We start from the raw sequence: 25,320 nt of genomic DNA on the forward strand, positions 1-25,320 counted from the left end.
TCTCCACCCCAGCACCTTTTAGTGTCCCACTAAAAGGTGCTTGAAAAAACCAGATAAAAAACCAAACAAAACCGCTTAAAGAAACTATACAAGCGAAGCAGGGATTCCCTTCCCAATGAAAAGGTCTTTTATAATAAGTAGAAACCCTTATATTATAGTAATTCAAAGTATGGGCCTTCCCTCCTGTCGTCCCATGAATCAAGGACACGCATGAATACCGTCGCGGACTGGGATCCCCGATCACCCGACATGCAAACCGACCCCATCGGCGCATACGACGTTATGCGCCAGCGCTGCCCGTTCGCCCATAGCGACGCCTTGCAGCTCTCGGTCCTTCGTCACGCAGACGTCATGCGCGTCCTCATGGACCCGGAAACATTCAGCAACCAGGCCTCCCGCCGCGTCTCGGTCCCCAACAGCATGGATCCCCCCGAGCACGGCCTGTACCGCAGCATCATCGAGCCCTATTTCGATGCCATGCGAATGGCGCAATTCGCTCCCCTCTGTGAGGCCCTATGCGAGAAGTTGGTAATGCAGCTACCAATGGATGATGAAATCGAGCTCATGTCCGCACTTGCCCACCCCTTTTCCCTGCAAATGCAATGTGCCTTCCTGGGGTGGCCTGACACTATGCATCAGCCCTTGCATCAATGGGTACGCCACAAAAACGCGGCGGTCCTATCAGGTGATCATGACGATCTAGCGGCTGTCGCTGCGGAATTCGACGAAACCATACGCACCCTGCTTACCTCCCGCCGCGAGGCGGGCGATGAGGCGCCAGACGACGCCACGACCCGGCTGATGCGCGAGACCGTCGGCGGCCGCCCGCTCACCGAGGCAGAAATCGTCAATATCCTGCGTAACTGGACCGTGGGCGAGCTGGGCACCATGGCGTCGAGCGTCGGTATCATCGCAGACTACCTCGCGACCCACCCTCAGTTGCAGCAGGACCTGCGTGACCAACCCAGCCTGATCGGCGCGGCCAACGACGAAATCCTGCGGATCCACGCACCCCTTATCTCAAACCGTCGCAGGGCCACGCGGCCGGTATGTCTGGGAACCGAAACCTTACAGGCGGGTGATCGCCTGAGCGTTATCTGGGCCTCAGCCAATCGCGACGAAGCCGTATTCGGTGACCCGGACGAGTTTCGCTTGGATCGAGACCCAGCGCTGAACCTGCTCTACGGCGCAGGCATCCATGCCTGTCCCGGCGCACCCCTCGCACGACTGGAACTTCGGGCCATTATCGAGACTTTGCTGTCACAAACGATTGGCATCGCCCGGATCCCCGGAAGGCCGCCCAGCGCCGACACCTATCCTTCCAGCGGCTATTGCACGGTGCCTTTGCATATCACGCGCAGGCTACCAAAGCCGACCACCGCTGCGCCGGCTCAGCCTCGCCTGCAGCTCCGATGTGCCTAACGCTATATTGCTTGGCGGTCGAGCGAGCCGGTTATCGCGCTAACCACAACTTCCGATGGCGCCACACGCTGTGCAAAAATCACACCCGTCTTGACGGCGTACGGTCATATTGCCGCACTCAATACACAATTTGCCCTTGGCAATTTGATCATTCCTGCCTGAAGAAGCAGGTTCTCGGGCCACCACCCCCATCGCATTAATGGGCAAGCCTTTATCGGTCAGGATACCAAGCATCGAATACCGATGAATGGCCAATTGCGCAATATAAGCCACGGTAGACGGATAATTGGCTTGTCTCTCGGAACCCGGAACACGCGCCAGGAAATCACCGCGCGGCTCAGCATAATTTAGAAGCTTGCGCAGCTTCATGGCAATCCAGGCGGGATCAATCACGCGCATATCAAGGCTAAGCAGTTTGCACAAACCGTCAAGTGCGCGCGGCTGGCCGCCTGTCAACCACATGCTGTAGGGGCGCCGGCTACCGTCGGGCATTTGCAGCTCTTTAAGCATCAGCACGAAATCATCATCCGTAGCCGGATTGCGAATATCGGTGACCCACGCCAACGTACCATCGGGGCCCGCCTTGGGCTCATGCAGCGCAAACAAGGCATTGAGCACCGGTGTTGCATCGCCAACACATGAATCCAATGCGCCAAGCTGGCTGTACCGCCACTCCACCAGTTTGGCCAAAGCCGCCGTAGCACTCGGAACCATGGCCAGAGTCCCATCAGGTGGCATTGGCATCTGAAACGCATCGCCGTAGGCATGGGTGAGTACGGATAATTTCTTACGCAACCAACCGCGATCATTGGCACGCATATCCGCAGAGAGGGTTTTGGCAATAGCATCCAGACCACGCGGCGGCTGCCCGCCCAGCACCCAAACCTCGAACGGAATCGCTCCCTGGTCGGACACCGCGACAGCAAAATCACCTTGCGGCGTGCGTATGGTCTCGCTAACCCAACCCGATGCGCCAGCGGGCAGAACGGGACGTGACGGCCAGCGAAGCGAAGCGAGCGGCGGCGACATGGCAACCTCCGCCAGCACCAGCCGCTTATCCTGTTCGGACAAGGTAATAGGCTGAGGCGTGCTACCGTCGGGCGCAGAGCCCACAGACAGCACGGCACCGACTATATTATTAGGCCGGTACGTGGTGACGCCTTTGAGCCCTTTGCGCCATGCCAGCATATAAAGATCTTTGAAATCATCGTACGGGTAGTCCTCAGGAACATTAACAGTCTTTGAAATTGCCGCATCGACATAGGGCGCGACGGCCGCCACCATCAGCATATGGTCGACTGCCGATATCTGCAGCGCCGACACAAAAGCCGGCGGCAGTGTGCTCACGTCGAACCCCATGGCGCGATAGACACGATAGGCGTGATCTTCGACTAGATAATCCTTTTTTCTGCCATCCGGCATTCGCTTGAGGCGATGATAGAACCAGGCAAAGGCAGGCTCAATGCCATTGGACGCATTATCGGCAAATGCGAGCGAAATGGTGCCTGTCGGTGCGATCGAGGTCAAATGCGAGTTGCGAATCCCATGGGTTCGAATCGCTTCTTTCAACGGGTCGGGCAACCGGGACGCAAAGCCGCCCTGTAAGTATTTTTCGATATCCAATGAGGGGAACGGCCCGCGCTCGCTCGCCAAATCGACCGATGCCCAATACGCACTATCGCGCAATTCACTTGCAATCCGGGCCGCCAGATCACGACCTGCTTGCGAGTCATAGCGTATACCCATCATAATCAAGGCGTCGCCCAGCCCCGTAAACCCCAAGCCAATACGCCGCTTGGCGGCAGCTTCACGCGATTGGGCTTCCAGCGGCCATCGGGTTACAGTCAGGACGTTATCCAGCATGCGCACGGCAATCCCGATTACGCGCGTCAGCAATTCGAAATCGAAGCGGGCGTCGTCCGTAAACGGCCCAATCACGCACAATGTCAAATTTAAACTGCCAAGGCAACAACAGCCGTAATCGGGCAAGGGCTGCTCGCCGCATGGATTGGTAGCGTCAATGGTCTCGCAATAAGACAAGTTATTGTCGCGATTGATATGGTCCATATATAGCACGCCCGGCTCCGCCGCCGCGTAGGTGCTTTTCATGATCAGATCCCAAACTTCGCGAGCCGGCATCGTGCGATATACCCATTTGCCATCGTTGCGAAGAAAAGCGCCCGCGCGGATAAGGTCATCGTTGGGCTCGGCCACATGAGCCAATTCAACGCTTTCATCCGCCTCCAGGGCGCGCATGAACGCGTCTGTTACGCCTACGGACACGTTGAAATTATTCAATTGTCCTTTTTCTTGCTTGGCGGCAATAAACTCGCAAATGTCGGGATGATCGATGCCGACCACCGCCATTTGGGCACCCCGGCGAGCTCCCGCAGACTCTACAGTCTCGCAAGACTGGTCGAACACTTTCATGTACGAAATCGGCCCCGACGCACTGCTGCCGGTCCCCTTGACTTTAGCCCCTTTCGGCCTGATCGCCGAAAAGTTATAACCCACTCCTCCTCCACGGCGCATAGTTTCAGCGGCCTGCGCCAGAGCAATATAAATACCGGGCTTGCCGCCAATGGTTTCAGAGACCGAGTCGCCGACCGGTTGAACGAAACAATTGATGAGGGTCGTTTCCAAGCCAACGCCTGCCGCACTACTTATACGGCCGGCGGGAATAAACCCATGCTGCATAGCCCATAAGAATTCGCCCATGAATTTTTCTTGATTTTGGGCCGACTCAACGCTGGCCAGGGCCTTCGCGACGCGCGCCCGAATCTGCTCGAGGCGGGTCTCACCTTCTTTAGCGTATTTTTCCAAAAGAACATCTTCCGATATTTCCTGAGGCTCGGTCAAGGCAATCAGATCGCGTTTTAATTGATGCATAACACCCTTTTTTGCCAGTCATTCCCACGCACCATATCGCCCCGCCTTCGTGATAGATGCACAATGAGAGCTAAATTAATTTAGAGTAATTTGACACGGTCGGCCGGCCAATATAGGCGTCGAACAACATGCCAACAGCGCGTACAAACAAGCGGCCTTTAGCGGTTACTTTAATACCCGCCCCATCCACTTCAACCAGCCCTGCGTCTTGATAGGGCTCCAACAAAGATATCTCGTGCGCAAAATAATGTCTGAAATCCACGCCATAAAGACGATTGATGGATTCGAAACATACCGGGCCACTGCACATCAGTTTCATAATCACTTGCCGCCGCAACTGATCGTCCAATGTCAGTTCAATGCCCCCTGCAATCGCCAATTGACCTTTATCCAGACGACGGTAGTAATCGTTAATCGACCGTACGGATTGACTATAGGAATTACCCACCTTGCCTATAGCCGAAACGCCCAGGCCAAGAAGGTCGCATTCCGCCCGGGTGGTATACCCCTGAAAATTCCGGTGCAAGCTCTGGCTTAGGCGAGCTTTATTCAATTCGTCGTCCGGCTTGGCAAAATGGTCAAGGCCAATATACACAAAGCCCGCCTCTAATAGCCTGCTTGTGGACAATAGGAATATCTGCAGACGCTCTTCAGCGGAAGGTAGATCGCTCTCATGAATCAGACGCTGCGCCTTGAAGCGGCCCGGCAAATGGGCATAGTTATATAGCGCAATGCGATCCGGCGAGAGGCGAATGACCTGATCAAGGGTGCGATTGAAACTATCCAGAGACTGCTTGGGCAAGCCATATATCAGGTCAATATTGACTGATATAAAGCCCGCGCTCCGACTAGCGCCGATGGCGGCTTCAACCATCTCCAGGGGTTGAACCCGATTGACCGCTAGCTGTACATTGAGATCGAAATCCTGTACCCCAAAACTGGTACGGTTAAAACCCAAGCCAGCCAGCATCGCCATTGTGTTGGCGTTGACCGTACGCGGATCTATCTCAATGCTCAGTTCCGCATCCGGCAAAAAATCAAACCGGCGGCGCAGCGCGTCTATTAGCCATTGCAGTTCGGCATCGCTTAAAAAAGTGGGCGTGCCGCCGCCCAAATGCAATTGGGCCACGCGTCGGTCAGAGCCCATATGCAGGGCTACCAGCGCCATCTCTTTGTCCAGGTAGCGCACATATTCGGCCGACCGGCCATGATCATGAGTAATGACCTTATTACATGCGCAAAAATAGCAGAGCTTTTCGCAAAACGGCAAGTGCACGTAAATTGACAGGGGAGGATTTCGATCCCGGGCGGCGCGCTGTTGCAGGCATCGAATATAAGATTCGTTGGTAAACCCGGCCATAAACCGGTCGGCCGTCGGATACGAGGTATACCTCGGGCCTGGCCTATCAAACCGACGAATAAGTTGTTCGGAAATTTCGATGCCTGACGATGGCGTATTCATAAACTAGACAACCCAATAGACACGTTGATATTGTCAAGCCGGAATCCTGGAAAATGCTTGATCCTGATCAAGTCGGCGTTACGCGATAGGCTGCCTGATGCGATTTTAAGACAGACGTTGGCGCCATGCGCGATTGCACTCGGAGTCCTGTCGTTGTTGCCGCTGGCGACTTTGCCGAACTTGGTGTTCTGGGCCGGTCTCTGGGTCGGTGTACTTGTTCCAACCTTCGCGCTGTGGTCGGCGTTGTACAAGCCAAAACCCATGACCCGCTAGGCGCGGCGTCATTCCATGGCAACAAAGAAATCGAAGATATCGGAGCCTCGCACTATGTTAAAAGCTACGCTTCTCGTCAATACCATGGTCGCCGGCGTCCTGTGCGCAGCGGCTGCAAATGCGGCTGACCCGGCCGTGGGTCAGAAGCTATATGAAACCACCTGTGCCGCATGTCACGGAGCCACAGGGGTGTCGATTGCACCTATTTATCCCAACCTTGTCGACCAAAAAGAGCAATATCTGGTCCAACAGCTCAAGGCTTTTCGCGACGGGAGTCGCCAGAACCCGATCATGCAGCCCATGGCGAAAAATCTATCGGACACCGATATCGCCAATATTGCGGCATATCTTTCGAATTTGAAACCGTAATCCACTATGCTTGGCGGTCTGCGCTTTTAGCCTGTGGGTCCGAAGTTAATGAGAAGGTGTTGCGATACGGTCGATCCGGCACGTCGGGTGGATCCGACCACACAGAGCCTGCCCGAAGACATCGTGGGACTCCACCCCGCCCCGTCCATTCATCAGCCCTTCAAGGTCGTACACGACCACCAAGCTGAAGTGCTTTCCACTTAAAATCTCGGCGGCATTAACCACCGGCGCGAGCTCACTGACGGTAACCAGCCGCGCGCGAACCGTCGGCAAATTGCGCGGATAAACATCGCTACTTCCCCCTTCATTAAAAATGATTGATCGTGCGCTGCACAAGATTGAAGTCAACTTGATTTGACGCAAGGAAACCAATTATTTCTGTGATGTACTTATAGCGATCAACCACCGGGCTATAAGTGATTCACATACCATGAGCAATCAGACCAGTTTCACCAATGAAGACCTCTTGAAATCCAGCCGAGGCGAGCTCTTCGGGCCCGAGAATGCGCAATTGCCAGCACCACCAATGCTGATGCTGGATCGAATCACTCATATGTCGAAAAATGGTGGCGCCCACGACAAGGGTGAAGTTATTGCGGAGCTCGACATCAACCAGGATTTGTGGTTCTTCAAGTGCCATTTCCTGGGTGACCCTGTTATGCCTGGTTGCCTAGGCCTGGATGCCATGTGGCAACTGTTGGGCTTCTATCTATGCTGGCTGGGCAACCCGGGCAAGGGGCGTGCCTTAGGGGTAGGCGAGGTCAAATTTTCCGGGCAAGTGGTACCAGCTACTAAAAGAATCACCTATCGTATCAGCCCCAAACGCGTGGTCACGGGTAGGCTAATTATGGGTATTGCCGATGCGGATATGCAAGCAGATGGCATCGTTATTTATAAGGCGGCTGATTTGCGCGTCGGCTTGTTTACTTCCACTAAAGGCATTTAAGGCTATTTCATGAAAAGAGTCGTAGTGACCGGCTTAGGGATCGTTTCGAGTATCGGCAATAATCAGCTGGAGGTTACAGCTTCGTTGAAAGAAGGCCGGTCTGGAATCGTTTTTTCTCAGACATACAAGGACCTAGGTTTCCGCAGCCAAGTATGTGGGGCCGTCAATATCGATCTCGAGCCACTTATTGATCGCAGGGTCAAGCGGTTTATGGGTGATGTGTCGGCCCTTTGTTACGTTGCCATGCAGCAGGCGATCAATGATGCCGGCCTGGAGGAATACGACGTATCAAACGTTAGAACCGGCCTGGTGATGGGCTCGGGGGGTCCTTCGACCCTTGATATTGTTCAAGCGGCAGATATTTTGCGTGAACGGGGAATAAAGCAGATAGGCCCGTATCGGGTACCCAGGACGATGTCGAGTACTACGACAGCTTGTTTGGCCACGCCCTTTAAAATCAAAGGGGCCAGTTACTCAATTACGTCGGCCTGCGCGACCAGCGCGCACTGTATCGGGCATGCCATGGAACTGATCCAGATGGGAAAGCAGGACATTGTTTTCGCAGGCGGGAGTGAGGGAGAGCATTGGACTCTGTCGTTGTTGTTTGATGCGATGGGTGCGCTGTCCTCCAAATACAACGACACCCCCCGCACTGCCTCAAGACCTTACGATGTCACGCGTGACGGGTTCGTCATCGCTTCGGGTGGCGGTGTTCTGGTGCTTGAAGAACTCGAACACGCCAAGGCGCGCGGCGCGACGATTATTGCCGAGCTCGCGGGCTACGGAGCGACCTCTGATGGCTATGACATGGTTCAACCTTCGGGCGAAGGGGCGGCTCGCTGCATGCAGCAGGCAATGGCAACGGTAAGCGCCAAGATAGACTACATCAACGCTCACGGTACAAGCACGCCGATTGGCGATACAAAGGAACTGGAGGCTTTACGAACTGTGTTTGGGCAAGATAGTGTGCCGGCGGTCAGCTCCACCAAGGCGCTAACGGGTCATGCATTGGGCGCGGCAGGCGTGCATGAGGCGATCTATTCGTTATTGATGATGAAAGGCAATTTTCTATGCCCTTCGCACAATATCGAGCAGCTCGATCCAGACGCTCAAGGCGTACCCATTATTCGGCAGCGCCGTGATGACGTTATATTAAATACCGTCATGTCGAATAGCTTCGGTTTTGGCGGAACCAATGCCACTTTGATTTTCCAGCGCTACAACTAGCTCGAGTAGCCAGACCGTGTGAACCAGGCGATCGAGGGCAAGACTCTAGCGGATCGGAGTATTTCACGACCAACCAGGTGCGCGAAATACATCGCGATCGTGTTTCTCGGCAAGGAATGACCCGAACTGGAGATAGAAAATGTATTACGGCGAGCGGTTCAACAGCATCAGCCATTTGGTCGGTGCGGCTTTGGCGGCGGCTGCAACGGTGTGGTTGATCATATCGGCTTCCCGCGCCGGTGATCCATGGAAAATTGTGAGCTTCAGTATTTACGGCGCGATGCTGCTGGTCATGTATATAGCGTCCACGTTGTATCACAGCCTGCGTGGGCGCGCTAAACGCATCTGGCGCAAGTTTGATCACTGCACAATTTATCTGTTGATCGCGGGCAGCTACACGCCGTTCGTTCTAGTAAGTTTACGCGGCACATGGGGATGGCCACTATTTGGCGCTGTTTGGACTCTGGCTGTTGTGGGTGTCGTACAGGAAATCTGCCTGGCCAAGGGTAAGAGAATCAGCTCATTAGTAATTTATCTGGCGATGGGCTGGCTGGCGGTAATCGCGATTGGTCCGTTTGTGCACGCATTGACTTGGGCAGGCCTTTCATGGCTAATCGCAGGAGGCTTGTTTTATACCGTAGGCATCATCTTCTATGCCAACGACAAAAGGCTTTGGTGGGGCCACGGTGCATGGCACTTGTTCGTCCTAGCCGGCAGCGCATGTCATTTTTCTGCTGTTCTACTCTACGTTGATTGATTGGAAATATAGAAGGGTTGATGGCGAGACCTAGCGGGCGCTATTCCTTACGAGCCTTTATTTCATCGATGAACACCCTAACCTTGGATGGGACGTAGCGCGTCGTCGGGAAGATGGCATGAATATCGGACCCGGGCGAGGCCCACTTCGGGAAGACACGAACCAGCCGCCCTGCGGCAACATCTGCGCTGATGGAAAAATCGGTCAGCATGGCAAGTCCGCCTCCCGCCAATGCAGCCGCTCTGCACGCATGGGCCGTGTTGGTCGAGAACGCTTCGTTGAAGCGCACACTCTGCTTTTGCTTCCTGGGGCCTCCGAAGTGAAAAAGCAGCGGCTGCGCCAGCACCGACAGCGAGATGAACGGGAAGGCGCCGAGATCCGCCAGCGTTTGCGGAACCCCGTGGCGTTCAAGGAACCGCGGACTGGCGACCAGCCATTTGGTATAGCCCCCAAGCCTGACCGCCCTGTGGGTCGAGTCGGCCATCCGGCCTAGTCGGACGGCCACGTCTATACCCTCCGCTATCAGGTCGACGCGCCGGTCCGCACACAGCAACTCGATCCGCAATGCGGGATAACGTTGCTGAAGGGAGATCAGCAGCGGCGTAATAACGTCTGCGCCATAGTCGACAGGCGCCGTAACACGCAAGGTTCCCTGGGGCAGGGTCGTGCCATCGCTGGCCTGTGCCACGGCATCGTCAATATCGTGCAGCGCCCGGCAGCTCGCCGCATAAAATGCCTGTCCGGCTTCGGTGACGGTGATCTTTCGCGTGGTTCTGATGAGCAGGCTTACGCCCAGCTCTGCTTCGAGCCGCTGCATATGCGTGCTAACCATGGTTTTCGCGATGCCCAGCTTCTGAGCCGCCGCAGTCAACGACCCTTTCTCTACCACAGCAACGAACACAAAGAGCCGGTTGAGGTTGATTGCTCCCAGGTTGCTCATCTTTATTGTTCACTATAAGTGGATTGTAATTGTCTAATTATCCATCTTTTCTTCGCGCCGATACAGCGCTATCGTACGAGCACGATCCTTTGCACGAATTTGATGGACTGCTGTTCGACACTTTGAAGGAAGCTCAATGGCTACAACAAAACCCGCCCAACCCATACGGCTGTATGGGGCCGCGCTGTCCGGGCACACACACCGTGTGCTGCTGCTCCTGAACCTGCTGGAGTTGCCATTTGAAATGATCGAAGTGGATTTGAAGGCCGGTGAACACAAGCGGCCGGAATTTCTGGCGAAAAATCCGTTCGGCCAGGTCCCGGTCATCGAAGACGGCAATACGATTCTTTACGACTCGAACGCCATTCTCGTTTACCTGGCATCGAAATACGATGACGGCACCTGGCTGCCAAGAGATCCGCTGGGCGCGGCAGGCGTGCAGCGCTGGTTCTCCCTCGCAACCGGCGAAATACTGAGAGGCCCCGGCTTCGCACGCCTGGTCACCCTGTTTGGCGCTCCGCACAATCACGAACAGGCCAAGGCCACCGCAACAGGGCTTTTCAAGGTGCTGGACGCGGCGCTGCGCGACACGCGGTTTGCCCTTGGAGGCGCACCAACCCTGGCCGATGTGGCCGCCTATGCCTACATCGCCTGCGCGCCGGAGGGCGGCGTCTCGCTTGAACCTTATCCCAGCGTGCGCGCGTGGCTGAAGCGAATTGAAGCGTTGCCGCGCTTTGTACCAATACCCGCCAGCAAGGTGGGTTTGCTTGCGGAATAAACCATGATACCCGGCTGGACGCTACCCGAATCGCCTTTCCACACGGGCGAACTGGCGGCCCAGGATCGCCTTGGCGTACGCGCGGCGCTCGACGCGAGGGTACGCAGGGCCGGCATTCGCGACTATATGCCGGACCAGCATCGCGCATTTTTCAGCGAGCTGCCATTTCTGCTGATCGGCAGTTTAGATGAGGACGGGCAGCCGTGGGCAACGATACGGGTCGGCCAGCCCGGCTTCATTACGTCTTCCGATGCCCATACGCTGCATATGGCAGGCCGGGCGCTGCCAAACGATCCGTCAGGCGCTCTTCGCCCTGGGGATTTTGTGGGGGCGCTGGGCATTCAGTTCGATACGCGCCGCCGCAATCGCGTAAACGGAACGATTACCGCCGCCGACGATCAGCGCGTAACACTCGCCGTCAGCCAAAGCTTTGGAAACTGCAACAAATACATACAACGGCGGATACCCGAACTGATTGAAGGCGGCGACGCCGCTTCCTCTGCGGTGCCTGACGCCAATCGGCTGAGCGATGCCGACCGTCGTCTTATAAGCCGCGCAGACACCTTTTTCATTGCCAGCGCAAATCTCGATCCAGGCGCGCGCGCGGCGCGCGGCGCCGACGTCTCTCACAAAGGCGGCAGGCCCGGTTTTGTTCGCATCGACGACACCCAAACGCTGACCATACCGGACTTCACCGGAAATTCCTTCTTCAACACCATCGGCAACCTGACATGCAATCCCCGCGCCGGCCTGCTCTTCATCGATTTCGATTCAGGGGATCTGCTGTACCTGGCCGCCCGCGCCGAAATCGTCTGGGACGATCCGGACATCGCGGCGTTCACCGGCGCCCAACGGCTGCTGCGCTTCCATTTGAAGACGGTGCGCCGCCGCATCAAGGCCCTGCCGATCCGCTGGACGCCCCCTCAATACGCACATGAACTCGCGTACACGGGCGTATGGATCTAGCCCCCACAACAAACGGGAAAGCACGGGAGAATTCACCTGCCAGGTGCAACGGTGTACGCAAAATCACTAGGTATCGCCTGCGCGCTATCATTGGAAAACCGGGCGCATTACCCGCAAGACAGGCCGGTGGCCGCTGTTCTTCAGCGGGAAATAGACTTCGTGATTCACGGGATCAACCGCCACGGCACCACCACGCTGTTTGCCGCGCTCAACGTGCTCGATGGCCAGGTCATCGCTCAATCCCAGCACCACCACCGCCACATCGAGTGGTTGAGGTTCCTGCGCCAGATTGACCGCAGCTATTGAGGAGTACATCGCCTTGCACAACAACCATCCAAAGCCCTTCGTCTGGACCGCCAAGGCCAACGACATCCTGCAAAAGGTCATCCGTGCCAATCGGCATCTTGGTTCAAAAAATAACGAAGCACTACACTAGTTCGCAGTCCAAAGGACGTGGTACGCAAAAAACGCGGCCAGATTCAGAATCACACCCACCACAGCCGCCGTAATCGCTGTCAGCGGCACAGTGAATTTCAGATTTCCTTGATACGTCGCTGTGTTTAATTACCTTCGTCCACTTGGCTTCCGCCCACCATATTCGGCCAGACTAATTCCCGCCAGGATCAACATCAAAGCTACCGCGTGATAAAGGTGAAACTCCTCTCCGAGGATAGCAACCGCCAGGACTGCTCCCCAAACAGGCAGCAAGTTGATGAATAGGCCGGCTCGGTTCGCGCCAATCAGTTCCACTGCCCGGATATAAAAGGCTTGGGCTATAAGAGATGGGAAGATGACGATATAGGCAATTACCACGCCGCCTCGCATATCCGGCAGGATGGTCCCACCCTGAGCCGCCTCGAAAGCCAACATGGGAAGGGACGCCAAAGTGGCTCCCAGGCACAAGGTGAACATCAAGCTCGCCCAGTGCATCTGAGGCTTACTGCGTAGTGCGGCAGTGTAGATACCATACGCGATGATGGCGACAAGCATTAGCGCATCGCCGAAATTGATGTCGAGATCAATCAGATTGGTCAACTCGCCACGCATTGCGATGACAATAACGCCTACGAAAGAGAACACAAAACCGATCGCCTGCTCCAGGCTTACACGGCTGGAAAAGAAAATGAAGCTCGCGGCAAATACGAAAAGCGGCATGCCTCCTTGCAAAATGCTGGCGTTGATTGCGGTGGTGTACACAAGCGCGTAATAAAGCGCCACGCTGAAGACGGTGAAACCAAGTGCCCCCAGCAACAGGAGATAGCACAGTCGTGGCCGGATCGCCTGCCAATCGGCGGCAATCTGTCCTCTCTTGAACAAATACAGCACCACCATCACGCTCGCCCAGCGGGCAGTGACAAGGACCATCGGCGAAGCATGGCCGACCGCCAACTTGCCGGCAATCGAATTGCCCGCCCAGAAAAATGTTGTCAACGCCAGAAGAACATAGGCTTTATAGATGGCAATTTCTCCGCATCGGAGTCTGAGTAAACCACCCAAGCCCCACCCCAAATTGTGCCAACAATATACCGCGTCAATCCGTCTTTTTCATTGTTGATCACGCAGGCTATTCGTGTACGCATCAGATGATATAAGGGGAAAAGCCCTTTTTAAGAGATTCCAAAAAGCTCTGCGTCAACAATGATAGGGGCTTGCCGATGGGCGTCATAAGGGCGATAGAGAACGGTATGACAGGTTCAAAAGGAATGGATACAAGCCTGTCCGGCTTGTGGGCTTGTGCTGTGATTGGATCCACAAGCGAAACACCAGCGCCATTGGCCACAAGCTCACATGCCGGAGCGAAAAGCTGCACGCTGACGCGCACGTTGAGCCTGGCGTCGCAATCAAGAAATGCCGCGGCAAGGCGGGTGTGAGTCATGTGTCCCGGCTCTAGAACGATAAATGGCACATTATCCAGATCCTTCGGGGTGAGAAGCGGCTTGCCAGCAAGGAAGTGGCCGGCCGGAACAACACAAACACACCGCATTGTCACAATTTCGTAATGAATCGCAGGATTATCAATTGGCAGGTCTGCCAAACCTAAATCCAGGTATTGTGAGGCGACCCATTCCTTAATTTCGGACGAGGATCGGACCTGTAAATGCACGGTGACTTCCGGCTTATCGGCCAGGAACTGAGCCAATAGGCGAGGAATAAATTGCAAGCCCGGCCCGGGTAGAGAAGCCACCCGTAACTCTCCGCTTTTGAGCTCGTTTAGTTTGCGTGCCCTTTGCTCCATCCGGCCGAAACCAGCAATGACCTTGTCCGCTTCATCAGCAAGCCGAAACGCTTCTGGTGTCGGCCACAGGCGTCCTCTGGAGCGCTCGAAAAGTTTAATGTTAAGACTCTTTTCCAATCCGGCAATCAGGGTGCTGATCGCCGGTTGCGTTACACCAAGTATTTCCGCCGCTTGCGTAGTCGTTTGACTTTCCACCACGGCTCGTAACGCTTGAAGCTGCCGAATGTTCATAATTTCCCCATTTTGGATATGCGCCTTTCGTAGGTGATTACCCCAGAAATCGACATTTTTTTAGTTTCCGGCTTGCCGCAAACAGGCGGGTAGCAGTGACTATAAAATTCCTTTATAGCATTGTCGATTTATCTTATTTGTTTTTTACCCACACCAACCGCATACTGCGGTTCAGACGTGATGATGTGCTTAAAAGCCTCTCAGGGGAGAGCCAATAATGGCTTTACGAAAGAAGAATTTGACGATCAGCCGCTTTTATTCAGCAGGACTATTTCGGGTGCCGCCGTCATGGGACTTGCCCTTTCAAGCGGGTCGCTGGGCATGAATGCCGTTACCGTATCGCCGGGTTCCAAAACAACGATCATCGGCGCCGGCATAATAGGCGTTGTCATTGCACGGCAGTTACAGAATAGAGGCTATCGCGTCACCCTTGTAGACAGAGATGAGCCCGCTGAAGGCTGCTCGCGTGGCAATGCCGGCATACTCGCCGCATACGGTGTAGCGCCCCTATCCTTGCCGGGAATATTGAAAAAAGTGCCGGGCATGCTGTTTGATCCAACGGGTCCACTGTCGATACGACGGCAGCATCTTTTCAATATGGTCCCATGGCTATGGCGCTTTTGGCGCGCAAGCGAACCTGGAGCAGTTGAACGGATAGCGGCTGCCTTGGAGGCGTTATTAGGGAGCACAGTGTCAGGCTATAAAGCCTTAACGCGTGACACCGCCGCAGAGTCGCTGATCAAAGTCTCGCCAGTACTATGCGTTTACGAAGATCAGTACGCTTATGAGAAGGACCGGCTGGTATGGGGCGTGCGTGAGCGACATGGCGTACGGTGGAGTTTGCTTAACAACAGTGAGCTTCGCGACATGGAACCTTCGCTTGCCGAACGGTATCGATTTGCCGTCGCACTGGAGAATTGCGGATTTACGCTGAACCCTCAACGCTTGACCCAGCTTCTCTTCAAAGAATTCATACGCGACGGCGGCCAATTCTTGCGTGCGGATGTACAGGATATTGCCATGGAAAACGGCAAGCCGGCTCATCTGCAAACATCGGCCGGTCAGCATTCAATCCAAAAGGTTGTCATTGCTTGTGGCGCGTGGTCGGGGCAGCTTGCTCTTCGCCTCCAAGAGCCTGTGCCCTTGCAGCAAGAGCGTGGCTATCATGTCACCCTGTGCGACTTTAAAGGGCAGGGTCCTCGGTACCCCATTATTTCGCCTTCGCAAAAAGTTATTGCAACCCCAATGGAAATGGGGCTGAGAGTCGCAGGAATGGTCGAGTTTGGCGGCTTTCTGCCTCCTGACCACCGACGCAGCACAATCCTGAGAAGCCATCTGGCCGGTTTGTTTCCAGGCATTCAAGGTGGCAACGCCATGCGGTGGATGGGCCACCGCCCCTCGCTTCCCGACAGCCTGCCGGTAATTGGACGATCATCCAGACATGCTTCAGTGTTTTATGCGTTCGGGCATCAACATGTAGGGTTAACGGCAGCCCCAATGACCGGTAGCGTAATCGCCGAGCTGTTGTCCGGTGAAAAGCCATCCATAGACCTTTTTCCATTTCGAATTGACCGCTTCTGATATGAGCAATATCTAAACTAACCGGTTTCTCGGTATACCTTTATGCAAGCGACCGTTTGCGCCTGTTAAGTAAATGCAATGATGTCGTCCACACCATCAACCTCATTTTGTTTTTAGGCTCTTATGCGAACTATTATCAAAAACGCCACACTGATCGATTGTGTGAATCCTGCGCCAATACCTAACACCAGCATAGTTATCGAGGACAAGCGCATAAAAAAGATAAGGCATGGCGGCGATGAGCCAGCAGGCGCCGAAGACTCTGTCGTCGATGCGAATGGAGCGTACTTGCTTCCGGGTTTGTGGGACGTACACGTTCATCCTGACTACCATTCGCTTTCGGAAATGCCACTGCCCGAGCAGGTTGCGCTTTTCGGGCATCGCCTGCGCAGTGCTCTCAAAGACTCTGGCATGGTCGGTTTCCGGTGCGCGGGTTCTCATCACTACATGGATGTCGCGTGGCGACGCGCCTTCGAGGCCGATCAATACGTGGGCCCCCGAGTGTTTGCAAGCGGTCACTTCCTCACAACTACGGGAGGGCATTTCCTTCATTCCGGGCACGCGCTCGAATGTGACGGACCCTACGGGTTCGTGAAAGCGATCCGTGAAGAAATCAAGAACGGCGTCGACCATATCAAGCTGAATCTTTCCGGCGGCATTATGGGTCCAGCTTGGGATCTGCATACACAGTCCTTCCTTCTCGATGAGGAATTAAAAGCCGCTTTCGATATTTGCCGCTTGCGCGGGTTCAAGATTATGGCGCACGCTACCCATCCCAATGCGGTGAAAGCTGCCATTACGATGGGGGCCCATAGTATCGAACATGGCTACATCATGGATGATGAATGCATTGAACTGCTTCTCGAATACGACACATGGCTCGTCCCGACTTTAGCCATTAGCCATTTAACTCCAAAGCAAGCATCCAACAAATGGGAAAGCCTATGGACCAAACAACGAGGCTTATCACATGCGCTCTGCTGTCGCGCAGAGGCAGCCGCCGAGGATCATACCGAGTGGTTCGCCAAAGCAGTCAAAGCCGGGGTAAAGATGGCTCTGGGCTCGGATATCAGGCCACTAAAAGATGCCGCGCTCCTTGAGATGGGCTTATGGACCCGATGTGGGGCAACGCCCTGGCAGACGCTGATCGCAGCAACAAAACATGGCGCCGCTATTTGCGGTGCAGAAAATGATCTTGGCACCGTAGAGGTCGGCAAAGTGGCCGACCTCATCGTGGTCGGGGCAAACCCCTTGGACAACATCGACCATCTTCGACAACTGCACTTGGTCATAAAAGACGGCGTGGTCGTTTCCGACAAACGAAAGCGGCAAGCTATCTGAAGTTGTCTCGCGCTGATGATGTTCTATATTTTCGACAATGAAAAAAGGAGTGAACGGTATGATTAAGTCAATTGCATTATGCGCAGCTATCTCGGCTGCGTGTGCGGTGGTTTCCCCAGCGCTGGCTGCCACCGACTACCCCTCCCACTCAGTAACAATGATCGTGGCCTATCCACCTGGAGGAAGCACCGACACAGCAGCTCGATTAGTCGCTGAGAATATGAGTAAAAAACTCGGCCAAACCTTTGTAGTTGAAAACCGCCCCGGTGCAGGCGGGACGATCGGCGCCTCGCTGGTTGCTCGATCCAATCCCAACGGATATACCTTGTTGTTCGGCGCTTCCGCTGAAACCTCGATCGCACCAGCGACAATGGAAAACATCCCATTCAACATAGAAACAGACTTTAAACCGATATCGCTTGTTGGCAAAGTCCCTTTCTTGTTGGTAGCCAACCCAGGTTTTCCGCCGAACAACGTATCGGAATTGATCAAGTATGCAAAGGAACATCCCCATGAGGTTAACTTTTCTTCCTTTGGCAACAATACGTCCAACCATTTAACTGGTGAACTGTTCAATAGTCTGGCCGGGGTCAAGATGACGCACATACCATACAAAGGGAGCGGCCCGTCTATTACGGATCTGGTGGGTGGCCAAGTGCAAGTCAGCTTCGACACGGTAACCGCTGTACTTCCTTTAGTTCAAGGCGGCAAATTGAAGGCGCTTGCCGTGACGACGGCGGAGCGCTCCGCCATGGCTCCCAATGTACCGACCCTTGATGAGAGCGGTATTAAAGGATTTATCGCCGGGACGTGGTTCGGGCTGTTGGCACCGTCTGGAACTCCAGATGAGATTACCGGGAAGCTGTCCAAAACCATAGCTGAAGTGTTGAACGATCCTTCATTATCGAAGCAGTTTGCGGACCGAGGGATTACACCAGCGGCTACGACTCCAGATGAGTTCAAAACATTTATTCGGTCTGAAATATCAAAATGGAAGAATCTGCCAAAAGAACCGAAGGGAGGCCAATAATTGATTTCCTAATCGGACGGCAAGCAGCTTGAGGCGAGACAGGCCGGGATGTTGATGATTCTTATCCGGCAAGGAGGCTCAGATGCGTAAAGAACTGATCGCCGGTGCCGCACAAACAGAGTCCGTCTCGCCCGACAATATGTCCTCGATGGTTGCCGCAAAACGCTCATTCGCTGTAACTCCATGCTGAATGAATTTCGACGGCAAACGGTCCAGATCGAGACGAGACGGTTTCCGTTTTTGTTGCGATAGGATGCACTGTCGGCGCGCTCATGAAATCCGCGACGTTACGGAAAAGGTCGAAGCGCCATGCATGTTCAACCTGGATACGGGTGGCCCGCTGGCCGGGCTGCACTCGGATCAGTTGCACAAGCTGGGCATCGCCTTGGCCATTTACCCGTCCCTCATCCGCAACGCCCTGGGCTTTGCCATGCGCGAGGCGCTGGGGCACCTGCGCGAGGACGGTCATACCGGCGCGATGCGCAGCCGCATGCTCAGCGCGGCCGAGTACAACACATACCTGGGCCTGGCCGAGGTCGAGGAATGGGAGAGGCGCTTCCAGGCCTGACAGGAATCCGCCTTCATTCCCTGTTAACCTCTTGGCTATGCAAGGCCATTGGCCAAGTATTCCAACAGGTTTTCCGCCACACAGTCGGATCCAGCCTGGCTGCCGTGCGTCGACCCGCCCATCATAATGCCTGCTTCCATTTCTTCGACTGACTACAACGACCACCCAGGCCCACTGCTCATCCTGACTGTGGCACTGATCGGCCTGTTCGCCTTTATTCAGGTGTATTCGGTACAGTCTATTTTGCCGCAGTTGCAAAACGACCTGAGCGCAACCGTGGTTGAAATCGGCAATGCCGTGGGCATAACGGTCCTGGCTGTAGCACTGATTTCACCCTTTGTCGGCATGCTCTCGGATGCCTTGGGGCGAAAATGGCTAATCGTGGCGTCAGTGTTTCTACTGGCCGTGCCCACTGCGCTGATGTCCCAAGTGCAAACAGTGCATGGCCTGCTGCTGTTGCGCTTTCTGCAAGGCCTGACCGTGCCGGGCGTATCGGTGGTTCTTATGGCCTATGTGGGCGAAGAGTTTCGCGGAACCACCATGGTGCGGATCATAACCATTTATGTCACTGGCTGCGTGCTGGGCGGCTTTAGCGGCCGCTTCCTGCTGGGCCACTTGGCTGAAGTCATGTCATGGCGAACATCATTTGAAGTCATGGCCGCGCTTAACCTGGCCGGCACCGCCGTAGTATGGCGCGGCCTTCCCGCTTCGCGCCATTTCGTAGCCAATAGCCGCTTTGCCACCAGCATGGCAGCGTTGGCTAAACTGGTACGCAATCCGTCACTACAGACCGCGTGCGCACTAGGGTTCACGGTGTTGTTCGCACAGGTTGGGCTATTCACATTCGTAAACCTGCACCTGGCGCAGGCACCCTATTACTTCAGCTCCGGCGACCTGGCCAATATCTTTGCTGTGTACTTGCTGGGCATGGTCGTCACGCCACTGACCGGCGGTGTGATTCCACGAATCGGCGTCCGGCACACTATCCTGCTATCGGTGGCCACTTCGGCGCTGGGCGTTTTGCTTACCCTTGTACATCCGGCCTGGGGCATTGTGGCCGCGCTGGCCATTGCAGCCTGCGGAACGTTCATCACGCAGTCCGCCACAATGAGCTTCATTGCGTACCGCATCACCAGTGGGCGCTCGCTGGCCAGTGGCCTGTATTACACCGCCTATTATTGCGGCGGCTTCACCGGCGCCTGGGTCTGCGCCATCGCATACTCTTCGGGTGCCTGGCCGGCAACGGTTGCTGTGTTGGTCACCACACAAGCCGTGGGCTGGATCATTGCCTGGCGCCTCATACCCAGGCTGGGGGCCGCAGGGGCTATGCGTTGATTCAGTGCTCCGGTGAGTATTCACGCAAGCACTGAGCCAGAAATTCGAATCGTGGACACTCATAGGCCCTTCGAAACCCTTATGAATATTCTTGTTGCAGCGTTCCTGCTTTAATTTTTCTGGGCACCCCCGAATCACGAATTGGTCTATTATTACTCGAGATTGAATGTTCACCTAGGGAAAGGCGGTTCCGGAAACTCCCGCCGAACGTAACGGAGATGCTTCTCATGGGCCAATTGAACCTCTTTTCGAAAATGAAAAGAGATTGGCGTTGGGTATCGCTAATCACCTTGGTTCTGGCAGCATGCGTGGCGACCGGATTTCTAGAGAGCAAGCGCCTTGCCCTGGAACGCCTGAACGTTATCTTCAATCAGAGCGGCGCTGGCCGCAAAAATCTTTTTCGACTTGAAACACAAAAAACTTTGTCGGTGCCGCAGGTTTTGGCAGCGACGCGATCGGTTCGAGATTTGCTGGCTGCGCCAAGCCCGGCCGCGGTGGAAGAAGAAAACAAGGTACTCGAAGAAACGGCTCGAAATGTTCAACTAGACGTGATTTATGTTATGGACATTAACGGCAACTGCCTGGCGGCAAGCAATTGGCGCGCGCACGATTCATTCGTCGGCCATAATTACGCGTTCCGGCCATACTTTGAGGAAGCGTTGGCCGGTCAGACCGGCCGCTATATCGCCAAAGGCATCACCAGCAAGAAAGCGGGCTACTACCTTGCTCGTCCAGTAACGGTCGACGGCGAGATTCGCGGCGTTGTTGTAGCAAAGATGTCTTTCGACGCGTTGCAAGCCCGGCTGGAAGAATTCTGGCACAAAGATAATGAGCTTGACCTTGTTACGGACGATAACGGGGTGGTGGTCATATCTCCGTTGAGCTTCTTTGTATTCAAGGCGATTCGACCCATTCCCGCCGAAACACGTAAAGCGATTATCGCGCACCGCGGGTATGGCGACAACGTCCCTGAGATTTCTTCGATTTTGGGAAATGTGCTTGCAGACAAGCTTCGCTTTGTCGAATTTGGCGGTATTCCGGGCCGTTCGTTTTTGCAAAAATCTTTTCATTTCCCCGATCTCGGACTACGGCTGTATCTGCATCTGCCGGCTTCGATGTACTGGTCAATTGTGGTTGAACTCACCGCAATATTTTCGTTGTTTGCTTTTCTTGCATTGTTGATTGGCGTAGTTGTCTTCCAACGATGGAGATACGGGGTCGAGCTTGTAAAAAAGGCTAATCACGATCACCTTACCGGCCTGAACACCCGTTTGTACATGAACGAGTGGTGCGAAGCCGCGATCAGCGCGCATAACCATGATTCCGGGGCCGGATTTGGGTTGGTGGTGTTTGATCTTGATTTATTCAAGAAGGTGAACGATGAATATGGGCACTTGGTTGGAGATGATGTTCTTAAACGCGTAGGCGAAAATATCCGCAGCGTCACCAGAAAGGAGGACTTGGCGGTGCGCTATGGCGGAGAAGAACTGGCGGTGTTCATGCGCTGCTCGGGCTTGCCTGCGGCGGTAGATATGGCTGAGCGTATCCGCCGCAGCGTAGAACAATTCAAATTCCGTGGCGACAATGCCGGCCTGTCCGTGACTCTAAGCGGCGGCGTTGCCTATCACATAGTTGGCGAGTCGCTTGATGCCTTATTTACCAGAGCCGATAAAATGCTTTACGAAGCCAAGAGGCTTGGGCGAAACCGGATCGTGGCCTAGGGAGGATTGACGGTAGTGACAGTCGCCTGCTCGCTAGCAAAAAGCAGATTGCGCAGCAGGAATTTATCCATCCTCCTGGCGCATTTCTCCTTTTAGCAAAGGAAAAATGCGCCCAAGCTCGCTTGCCGAGATATCTTGCGCGATCACCACTACGGTTCCCAATGCGGGGCGTGGAATCGTCCCACCCAGCATTTGCGGCGGGCTGAAAAGATGATGTACGCCATGGATGGCATAGACATGGCCGTCGTCGAACGGCAGGATACCTTTCACCCGCAACAGATGCTCACCCAGCTCTCGCTGCATGGCATCCACCCAGGCTGCATACTGCGGCCAGCCCACGGCTTGTTCGACGCGCAGCACATGGCTTGAAATACCGTATCGGAACAGATGGGCGAACCGCCCTGGCGGCTGGGTAGACTCGTCATGGCCCTGCGCCGGCTGCAGCCGGATGTCATGTGTCTGAAGGCCCGCCAGAATGTCGTGCGGGGCACAGGCATCCGGCAGCGGAGATTGTAAAAGGCTGGCGTAGGGGTTGCCTTGGGTGGCCGCCGCTCCGATGGCCGCCAGATCGGATGGCGACGCCAGGTCGGCCTTGGTGATCACGATGCGGTCGGCCAGGGCAAGCTGAGTGGCTGCTTCGCGAAAGGATGCCAGCGCGTCTCGGCCATGGACGGCATCCAGGGTAGTGACCACACCGGCGAATCGATAATGGGCGGCCACCGAGGGATCGGCCATCAGTGCATTGACGAGCGGGCCCGGGTCGGCCAGGCCCGAGGTTTCGACCACGACACGCCCGAAAGAGGGGATTTCGCGTCGCAGGCGTCGGTAGTAGAGGTCTTCCAGACAGTCCTGCAACGGGCTGTTCGTCGCGCAGCAAAGGCAGCCTGAATCGAGCAGCATGATGTCGCTGTCGTCGGATTTCTCGATCAGTACATGATCCAGCCCGACCGCGCCGAATTCATTGACGATGACGGCGGTATCGGCGAACCCGGGCTGATGTATCAGCCGCGCAAGAAGCGTGGTCTTGCCGCTGCCGAGAAATCCCGTCAGTAGATAGACGGGCAGCTTTGCAGCCGAATCGTTCGTCGACATGGCTGGCTCTTTTAGGGTCAACACACCCAAGGGTCAGCTGGCTTCCCGCACAGGCAGATTTTCAAGATATTCTGCCACCTCGCGCGAGGGAATAACGTCGGCGTATTTGCAGTTCAGGTCGAACAGATTGATGGCATGGCTGGCCTGGAAGCGGTCGAAGGCGGCTTCTTCGGGGATGATGACCTTGAAGTTGTAGGAGTAGGCGTCGACAGCCGTTGCGCGCAGGCATCCAGACGAAGTGCAGCCCACCAGGATCAGGGTATCCACGTCAAGGAAATTCAGGTGGCTCATGAAAATCGTGCCGAAGAAGCACGAAGGTTTCTGTTTGCTGATGCGAATGTCCTGCGGCCGCGGCGCCAAGGGTTCCACCGTCTCGGTAGCATGGGTGTGCGCGATGACCGTTTTTTCGCCGCCGCGATGATTCTTGCCCACCTGCACGCCGCTGTCCATCAGGTCGGGGCGCCGGCCGCTTTCCGTGTAGAACACGGGAATATTTTTGTCGCGCGCCAGCTTCAAAAGCGGCACCATGTGCGCGACGGCATCCCAGGCTTCTTTGCCGCAATGCGTGCGGTATTGCTTGAGGCCGTCGAGAATTTCCTGCGGGGTATCGCCGCAAAAATTGTATTGGACATCGATGATGAACAACGCCGGGCGCCTGCCAAAGCCGCCGCGTTTTCCGTAGCCCGCCACTTTCAGCACTTCCTGGTCACGCTCGGTAAGGAAGTCGTCCCAGATTCGTTTTGTATCGCTCATAATTTTTCCGTTCGAATGAATAAATATCTGTTCAGAGGCGGCGCAGGAAATGACCGCCGGGGTGGGCTCGCGCTTCATCTGTAATGCGCCCGTCTTGCATGATGGTGCGCCCGCGCACCAGCGTGCGCACAGGCCATCCCTTGATCGCCATGCCCTCGTAGGGCGAATAATCGGCGTGGGATTCCAGCGTTGCGGGATCGACCACTTTCTCCAGGTCGGGGTCTACCACCAGCAGATCGGCGTCTTTGCCGATCTCGATGCTGCCTTTGTTTGGCATGTTGTAGATATGCGCCGAGTTGGCCGAGCAGAGCTCGATGATTCTGGAAAGAGGAATATGGCGGCGGTGGTACCCTTCGTGCAGCATAATGGGCAGGATCATGCCGGTGCCGGGGAAGCCATTGCTCGCCGCCCAGATATTCTTGTCTTTCGTGGCGCGTTTGCGCGGGACGTGATCCGACCCGATCGTCGTGATCGATCCATCCAGGACTCCCTCCCACATGGCCTCGACATCGCCCTGGCCGCGTATGGGAGGATTGACCTTCGCATAAGGGCCGGCGGGTGATTCGTCATTCAGGAACAGATAATGCGGGCAGCTTTCGACATAGATGGGGGGACCGTTGCGGCGCTGGCGGTGGCGGCGCACCTCGTCAAGCGCTTCGCGGCTGCTCAGGTGCACGATATTGACCGGTGTATGGGTCTTGGAGGCAAAGTAGCAAACCCTGTGAACGTTCTCGGCCTCGAGGAAATCCGGACTCTGTTCGTTCCAGGCCCTCAGGTCGTCCCTTCCGGCGGCGCGCAATGGGTCTCGCAGCACCGGGATGACTTCCACGTTTTCGCAATGCACGCCCAGCACCGCCCCGGGAATCCGGGCTGTTTCGCGCAATGCGGAATAGAGCAGGCCGTCGTCGATATCGGTGAAGCCTTGCGCCAATCCTGCCGCGCCCTTGTACATCATGTAGAGCTTGTACGACGATACGCCGAAGCGAGTCGATATTTCTTCCAGGGTTTGGACATGCAGATGGCTGGTGATACCGAAATGAAAGCCGATGTCGATGCAGCTTTGCCGTTCGGCCAAGTTTCGCGCCGACTCGAAAGAATCGCGTATGTCTTTGGAGCGGTGAAACGACAGGGCCGATGTCGTGCCGCCCAGTGCCGCGTTGCGCGATTCGGTTTCAAAATCGGTTTCGGGCGAGCCGAATCCAAAATGCACATGGGGATCGATGATGCCGGGCAGCAGCCACAAGCCCTGGCAATCGATGACCTCGCGCGCGGCCAGGTCGGCCTTATGTTCGGCGATGACGGCGATGCGACCGTCCTTGATGCCAAGCACACCGTCGGTCAATCCTTTATGAGGGAGCAGCAGCCGGGCGTTGGTGATGAGAGTGTCTAGAGTCATGCCGATA

21 protein-coding genes and 3 pseudogenes are annotated in these 25,320 nt (G+C 55.4%); 15 read left to right on the forward strand and 9 right to left on the reverse strand.

What is annotated here, in order from left to right; translation table 11 throughout:
• Positions 1-210 precede the first annotated feature (210 nt).
• Complete coding sequence (locus EDC26_RS16280) at positions 211-1,422, forward strand: cytochrome P450 (protein ID WP_132584578.1); 1,212 nt, start codon at positions 211-213, stop codon at positions 1,420-1,422.
• Positions 1,423-1,461: 39 nt separating this feature from the next.
• Here the strand turns inward: EDC26_RS16280 and EDC26_RS16285 are convergent, their stop codons facing one another.
• Positions 1,462-4,311 (reverse strand): adenosylcobalamin-dependent ribonucleoside-diphosphate reductase, encoded by a 2,850-nt coding sequence (locus tag EDC26_RS16285; protein ID WP_132584580.1) that lies wholly within the window; start codon positions 4,309-4,311, stop codon positions 1,462-1,464.
• A 70-nt stretch (positions 4,312-4,381) separates the two neighbouring features.
• Positions 4,382-5,773, reverse strand: a complete 1,392-nt coding sequence (hemN, locus tag EDC26_RS16290) for an oxygen-independent coproporphyrinogen III oxidase (protein ID WP_132584582.1) — start codon at positions 5,771-5,773, stop codon at positions 4,382-4,384.
• 327 nt (positions 5,774-6,100) lie between these two features.
• On the opposite strand from hemN, the gene EDC26_RS16295 reads away from it, so the two are divergent.
• The gene (locus EDC26_RS16295) at positions 6,101-6,415 is read left to right on the forward strand and encodes a c-type cytochrome (RefSeq protein WP_132584584.1); all 315 of its coding nucleotides are present in this window, start codon (positions 6,101-6,103) and stop codon (positions 6,413-6,415) included.
• Positions 6,416-6,460: 45 nt separating this feature from the next.
• Here the strand turns inward: EDC26_RS16295 and EDC26_RS16300 are convergent, their stop codons facing one another.
• Complete coding sequence (locus EDC26_RS16300; protein ID WP_132584586.1) at positions 6,461-6,778, reverse strand: hypothetical protein; 318 nt, start codon at positions 6,776-6,778, stop codon at positions 6,461-6,463.
• A 67-nt stretch (positions 6,779-6,845) separates the two neighbouring features.
• Between EDC26_RS16300 and fabA the strand changes: the two genes are divergently transcribed.
• From fabA to trhA, 3 genes are all read left to right on the forward strand, one after another.
• Positions 6,846-7,361, forward strand: a complete 516-nt coding sequence (fabA, locus tag EDC26_RS16305) for a 3-hydroxyacyl-[acyl-carrier-protein] dehydratase FabA (protein WP_132584588.1) — start codon at positions 6,846-6,848, stop codon at positions 7,359-7,361.
• Positions 7,362-7,370: 9 nt separating this feature from the next.
• A complete protein-coding gene (fabB, locus tag EDC26_RS16310; protein WP_132584590.1) occupies positions 7,371-8,588 on the forward strand; it encodes a beta-ketoacyl-ACP synthase I in 1,218 nt (405 codons plus the stop codon).
• Positions 8,589-8,727: 139 nt separating this feature from the next.
• Positions 8,728-9,345 carry a PAQR family membrane homeostasis protein TrhA gene (trhA, locus tag EDC26_RS16315; protein ID WP_132584592.1) on the forward strand — a complete coding sequence of 206 codons (618 nt, stop codon included), beginning with the start codon at positions 8,728-8,730 and terminating at the stop codon, positions 9,343-9,345.
• Positions 9,346-9,385: 40 nt separating this feature from the next.
• Here trhA and EDC26_RS16320 read toward each other — a convergent pair whose 3' ends face one another.
• Positions 9,386-10,285, reverse strand: coding sequence for a LysR family transcriptional regulator (locus EDC26_RS16320; protein ID WP_132584594.1), 900 nt, complete (start codon positions 10,283-10,285; stop codon positions 9,386-9,388).
• Between the two features lie 136 nt (positions 10,286-10,421).
• Here EDC26_RS16320 and EDC26_RS16325 point away from each other — a divergent pair, with 136 nt between their 5' ends.
• The 4 genes and pseudogenes from EDC26_RS16325 to EDC26_RS20605 all read left to right on the forward strand — a co-directional run.
• Positions 10,422-11,063 (forward strand): glutathione S-transferase family protein, encoded by a 642-nt coding sequence (locus EDC26_RS16325; protein WP_132584596.1) that lies wholly within the window; start codon positions 10,422-10,424, stop codon positions 11,061-11,063.
• A gap of 3 nt (positions 11,064-11,066) precedes the next feature.
• Positions 11,067-12,008: pseudogene (locus EDC26_RS16330) on the forward strand (pyridoxamine 5'-phosphate oxidase family protein); the annotation flags it as partial.
• Between the two features lie 186 nt (positions 12,009-12,194).
• Positions 12,195-12,326: pseudogene (locus tag EDC26_RS20600) on the forward strand (IS630 family transposase); the annotation flags it as partial.
• 1 nt (position 12,327) lies between these two features.
• A pseudogene (locus EDC26_RS20605) lies at positions 12,328-12,465 on the forward strand (IS630 family transposase); the annotation flags it as partial.
• A gap of 128 nt (positions 12,466-12,593) precedes the next feature.
• Here EDC26_RS20605 and EDC26_RS16340 read toward each other — a convergent pair.
• Positions 12,594-13,526, reverse strand: a complete 933-nt coding sequence (locus EDC26_RS16340) for a DMT family transporter (RefSeq protein WP_243700950.1) — start codon at positions 13,524-13,526, stop codon at positions 12,594-12,596.
• Positions 13,527-13,608: 82 nt separating this feature from the next.
• A complete protein-coding gene (locus EDC26_RS16345) occupies positions 13,609-14,496 on the reverse strand; it encodes a LysR family transcriptional regulator (RefSeq protein WP_132584600.1) in 888 nt (295 codons plus the stop codon).
• Between the two features lie 180 nt (positions 14,497-14,676).
• Between EDC26_RS16345 and EDC26_RS16350 the strand changes: the two genes are divergently transcribed.
• The 6 genes from EDC26_RS16350 to EDC26_RS16375 all read left to right on the forward strand — a co-directional run bounded on the left by EDC26_RS16350 (position 14,677) and on the right by EDC26_RS16375 (position 22,072).
• On the forward strand, positions 14,677-16,077 hold the full coding sequence (locus EDC26_RS16350) for an NAD(P)/FAD-dependent oxidoreductase (RefSeq protein ID WP_132584602.1): 1,401 nt from the start codon (positions 14,677-14,679) through the stop codon (positions 16,075-16,077).
• Positions 16,078-16,200: 123 nt separating this feature from the next.
• Positions 16,201-17,418: an amidohydrolase family protein gene (locus EDC26_RS16355; RefSeq protein WP_132584604.1), complete on the forward strand. Its 1,218-nt coding sequence runs from the start codon at positions 16,201-16,203 to the stop codon at positions 17,416-17,418.
• A 58-nt stretch (positions 17,419-17,476) separates the two neighbouring features.
• The gene (locus EDC26_RS16360) at positions 17,477-18,448 is read left to right on the forward strand and encodes a Bug family tripartite tricarboxylate transporter substrate binding protein (protein ID WP_165931055.1); all 972 of its coding nucleotides are present in this window, start codon (positions 17,477-17,479) and stop codon (positions 18,446-18,448) included.
• A gap of 253 nt (positions 18,449-18,701) precedes the next feature.
• Positions 18,702-19,016 (forward strand): hypothetical protein, encoded by a 315-nt coding sequence (locus EDC26_RS16365; protein ID WP_132584608.1) that lies wholly within the window; start codon positions 18,702-18,704, stop codon positions 19,014-19,016.
• 126 nt (positions 19,017-19,142) lie between these two features.
• Entirely contained in the window at positions 19,143-20,351 is a 1,209-nt protein-coding gene (locus EDC26_RS16370; protein ID WP_132584610.1) for an MFS transporter, read from the forward strand.
• Positions 20,352-20,578: 227 nt separating this feature from the next.
• Positions 20,579-22,072, forward strand: coding sequence for a sensor domain-containing diguanylate cyclase (locus tag EDC26_RS16375; RefSeq protein WP_165931056.1), 1,494 nt, complete (start codon positions 20,579-20,581; stop codon positions 22,070-22,072).
• Between the two features lie 63 nt (positions 22,073-22,135).
• Here EDC26_RS16375 and EDC26_RS16380 read toward each other — a convergent pair whose 3' ends face one another.
• The 3 genes from EDC26_RS16380 to EDC26_RS16390 are packed head-to-tail and all read right to left on the reverse strand — an operon-like array spanning position 22,136 to position 25,319.
• Entirely contained in the window at positions 22,136-23,164 is a 1,029-nt protein-coding gene (locus tag EDC26_RS16380; protein ID WP_132584614.1) for a CobW family GTP-binding protein, read from the reverse strand.
• A gap of 33 nt (positions 23,165-23,197) precedes the next feature.
• Positions 23,198-23,917 (reverse strand): isochorismatase family protein, encoded by a 720-nt coding sequence (locus EDC26_RS16385; RefSeq protein ID WP_132584616.1) that lies wholly within the window; start codon positions 23,915-23,917, stop codon positions 23,198-23,200.
• A 31-nt stretch (positions 23,918-23,948) separates the two neighbouring features.
• A complete protein-coding gene (locus tag EDC26_RS16390) occupies positions 23,949-25,319 on the reverse strand; it encodes an amidohydrolase family protein (RefSeq protein ID WP_132584618.1) in 1,371 nt (456 codons plus the stop codon).
• Position 25,320 lies beyond the last annotated feature (1 nt).

Origin of the sequence: Paralcaligenes ureilyticus, from assembly GCF_004346225.1 — a bacterium.
Lineage (GTDB): Bacteria > Pseudomonadota > Gammaproteobacteria > Burkholderiales > Burkholderiaceae_B > Paralcaligenes > Paralcaligenes ureilyticus.

Excerpts from the sequence above, each read along its gene's own strand:
- EDC26_RS16285 (WP_132584580.1), bottom strand. The coding sequence starts at position 4,311 with ATGCATCAATTAAAACGCGATCTGATTGCCTTGACCGAGCCTCAGGAA.
- EDC26_RS16385 (WP_132584616.1), bottom strand. The coding sequence starts at position 23,917 with ATGAGCGATACAAAACGAATCTGGGACGACTTCCTTACCGAGCGTGAC.
- EDC26_RS16295 (WP_132584584.1), top strand. The coding sequence starts at position 6,101 with ATGTTAAAAGCTACGCTTCTCGTCAATACCATGGTCGCCGGCGTCCTG.
- fabA (WP_132584588.1), top strand. The coding sequence starts at position 6,846 with ATGAGCAATCAGACCAGTTTCACCAATGAAGACCTCTTGAAATCCAGC.
- hemN (WP_132584582.1), bottom strand. The coding sequence starts at position 5,773 with ATGAATACGCCATCGTCAGGCATCGAAATTTCCGAACAACTTATTCGT.
- trhA (WP_132584592.1), top strand. The coding sequence starts at position 8,728 with ATGTATTACGGCGAGCGGTTCAACAGCATCAGCCATTTGGTCGGTGCG.
- EDC26_RS16360 (WP_165931055.1), top strand. The coding sequence starts at position 17,477 with ATGATTAAGTCAATTGCATTATGCGCAGCTATCTCGGCTGCGTGTGCG.
- EDC26_RS16345 (WP_132584600.1), bottom strand. The coding sequence starts at position 14,496 with ATGAACATTCGGCAGCTTCAAGCGTTACGAGCCGTGGTGGAAAGTCAA.
- EDC26_RS16280 (WP_132584578.1), top strand. The coding sequence starts at position 211 with ATGAATACCGTCGCGGACTGGGATCCCCGATCACCCGACATGCAAACC.
- EDC26_RS16350 (WP_132584602.1), top strand. The coding sequence starts at position 14,677 with ATGATGTGCTTAAAAGCCTCTCAGGGGAGAGCCAATAATGGCTTTACG.
- EDC26_RS16320 (WP_132584594.1), bottom strand. The coding sequence starts at position 10,285 with ATGAGCAACCTGGGAGCAATCAACCTCAACCGGCTCTTTGTGTTCGTT.
- fabB (WP_132584590.1), top strand. The coding sequence starts at position 7,371 with ATGAAAAGAGTCGTAGTGACCGGCTTAGGGATCGTTTCGAGTATCGGC.
- EDC26_RS16365 (WP_132584608.1), top strand. The coding sequence starts at position 18,702 with ATGCACTGTCGGCGCGCTCATGAAATCCGCGACGTTACGGAAAAGGTC.
- EDC26_RS16325 (WP_132584596.1), top strand. The coding sequence starts at position 10,422 with ATGGCTACAACAAAACCCGCCCAACCCATACGGCTGTATGGGGCCGCG.
- EDC26_RS16375 (WP_165931056.1), top strand. The coding sequence starts at position 20,579 with ATGGGCCAATTGAACCTCTTTTCGAAAATGAAAAGAGATTGGCGTTGG.
- EDC26_RS16355 (WP_132584604.1), top strand. The coding sequence starts at position 16,201 with ATGCGAACTATTATCAAAAACGCCACACTGATCGATTGTGTGAATCCT.
- EDC26_RS16380 (WP_132584614.1), bottom strand. The coding sequence starts at position 23,164 with ATGTCGACGAACGATTCGGCTGCAAAGCTGCCCGTCTATCTACTGACG.
- EDC26_RS16370 (WP_132584610.1), top strand. The coding sequence starts at position 19,143 with ATGCCTGCTTCCATTTCTTCGACTGACTACAACGACCACCCAGGCCCA.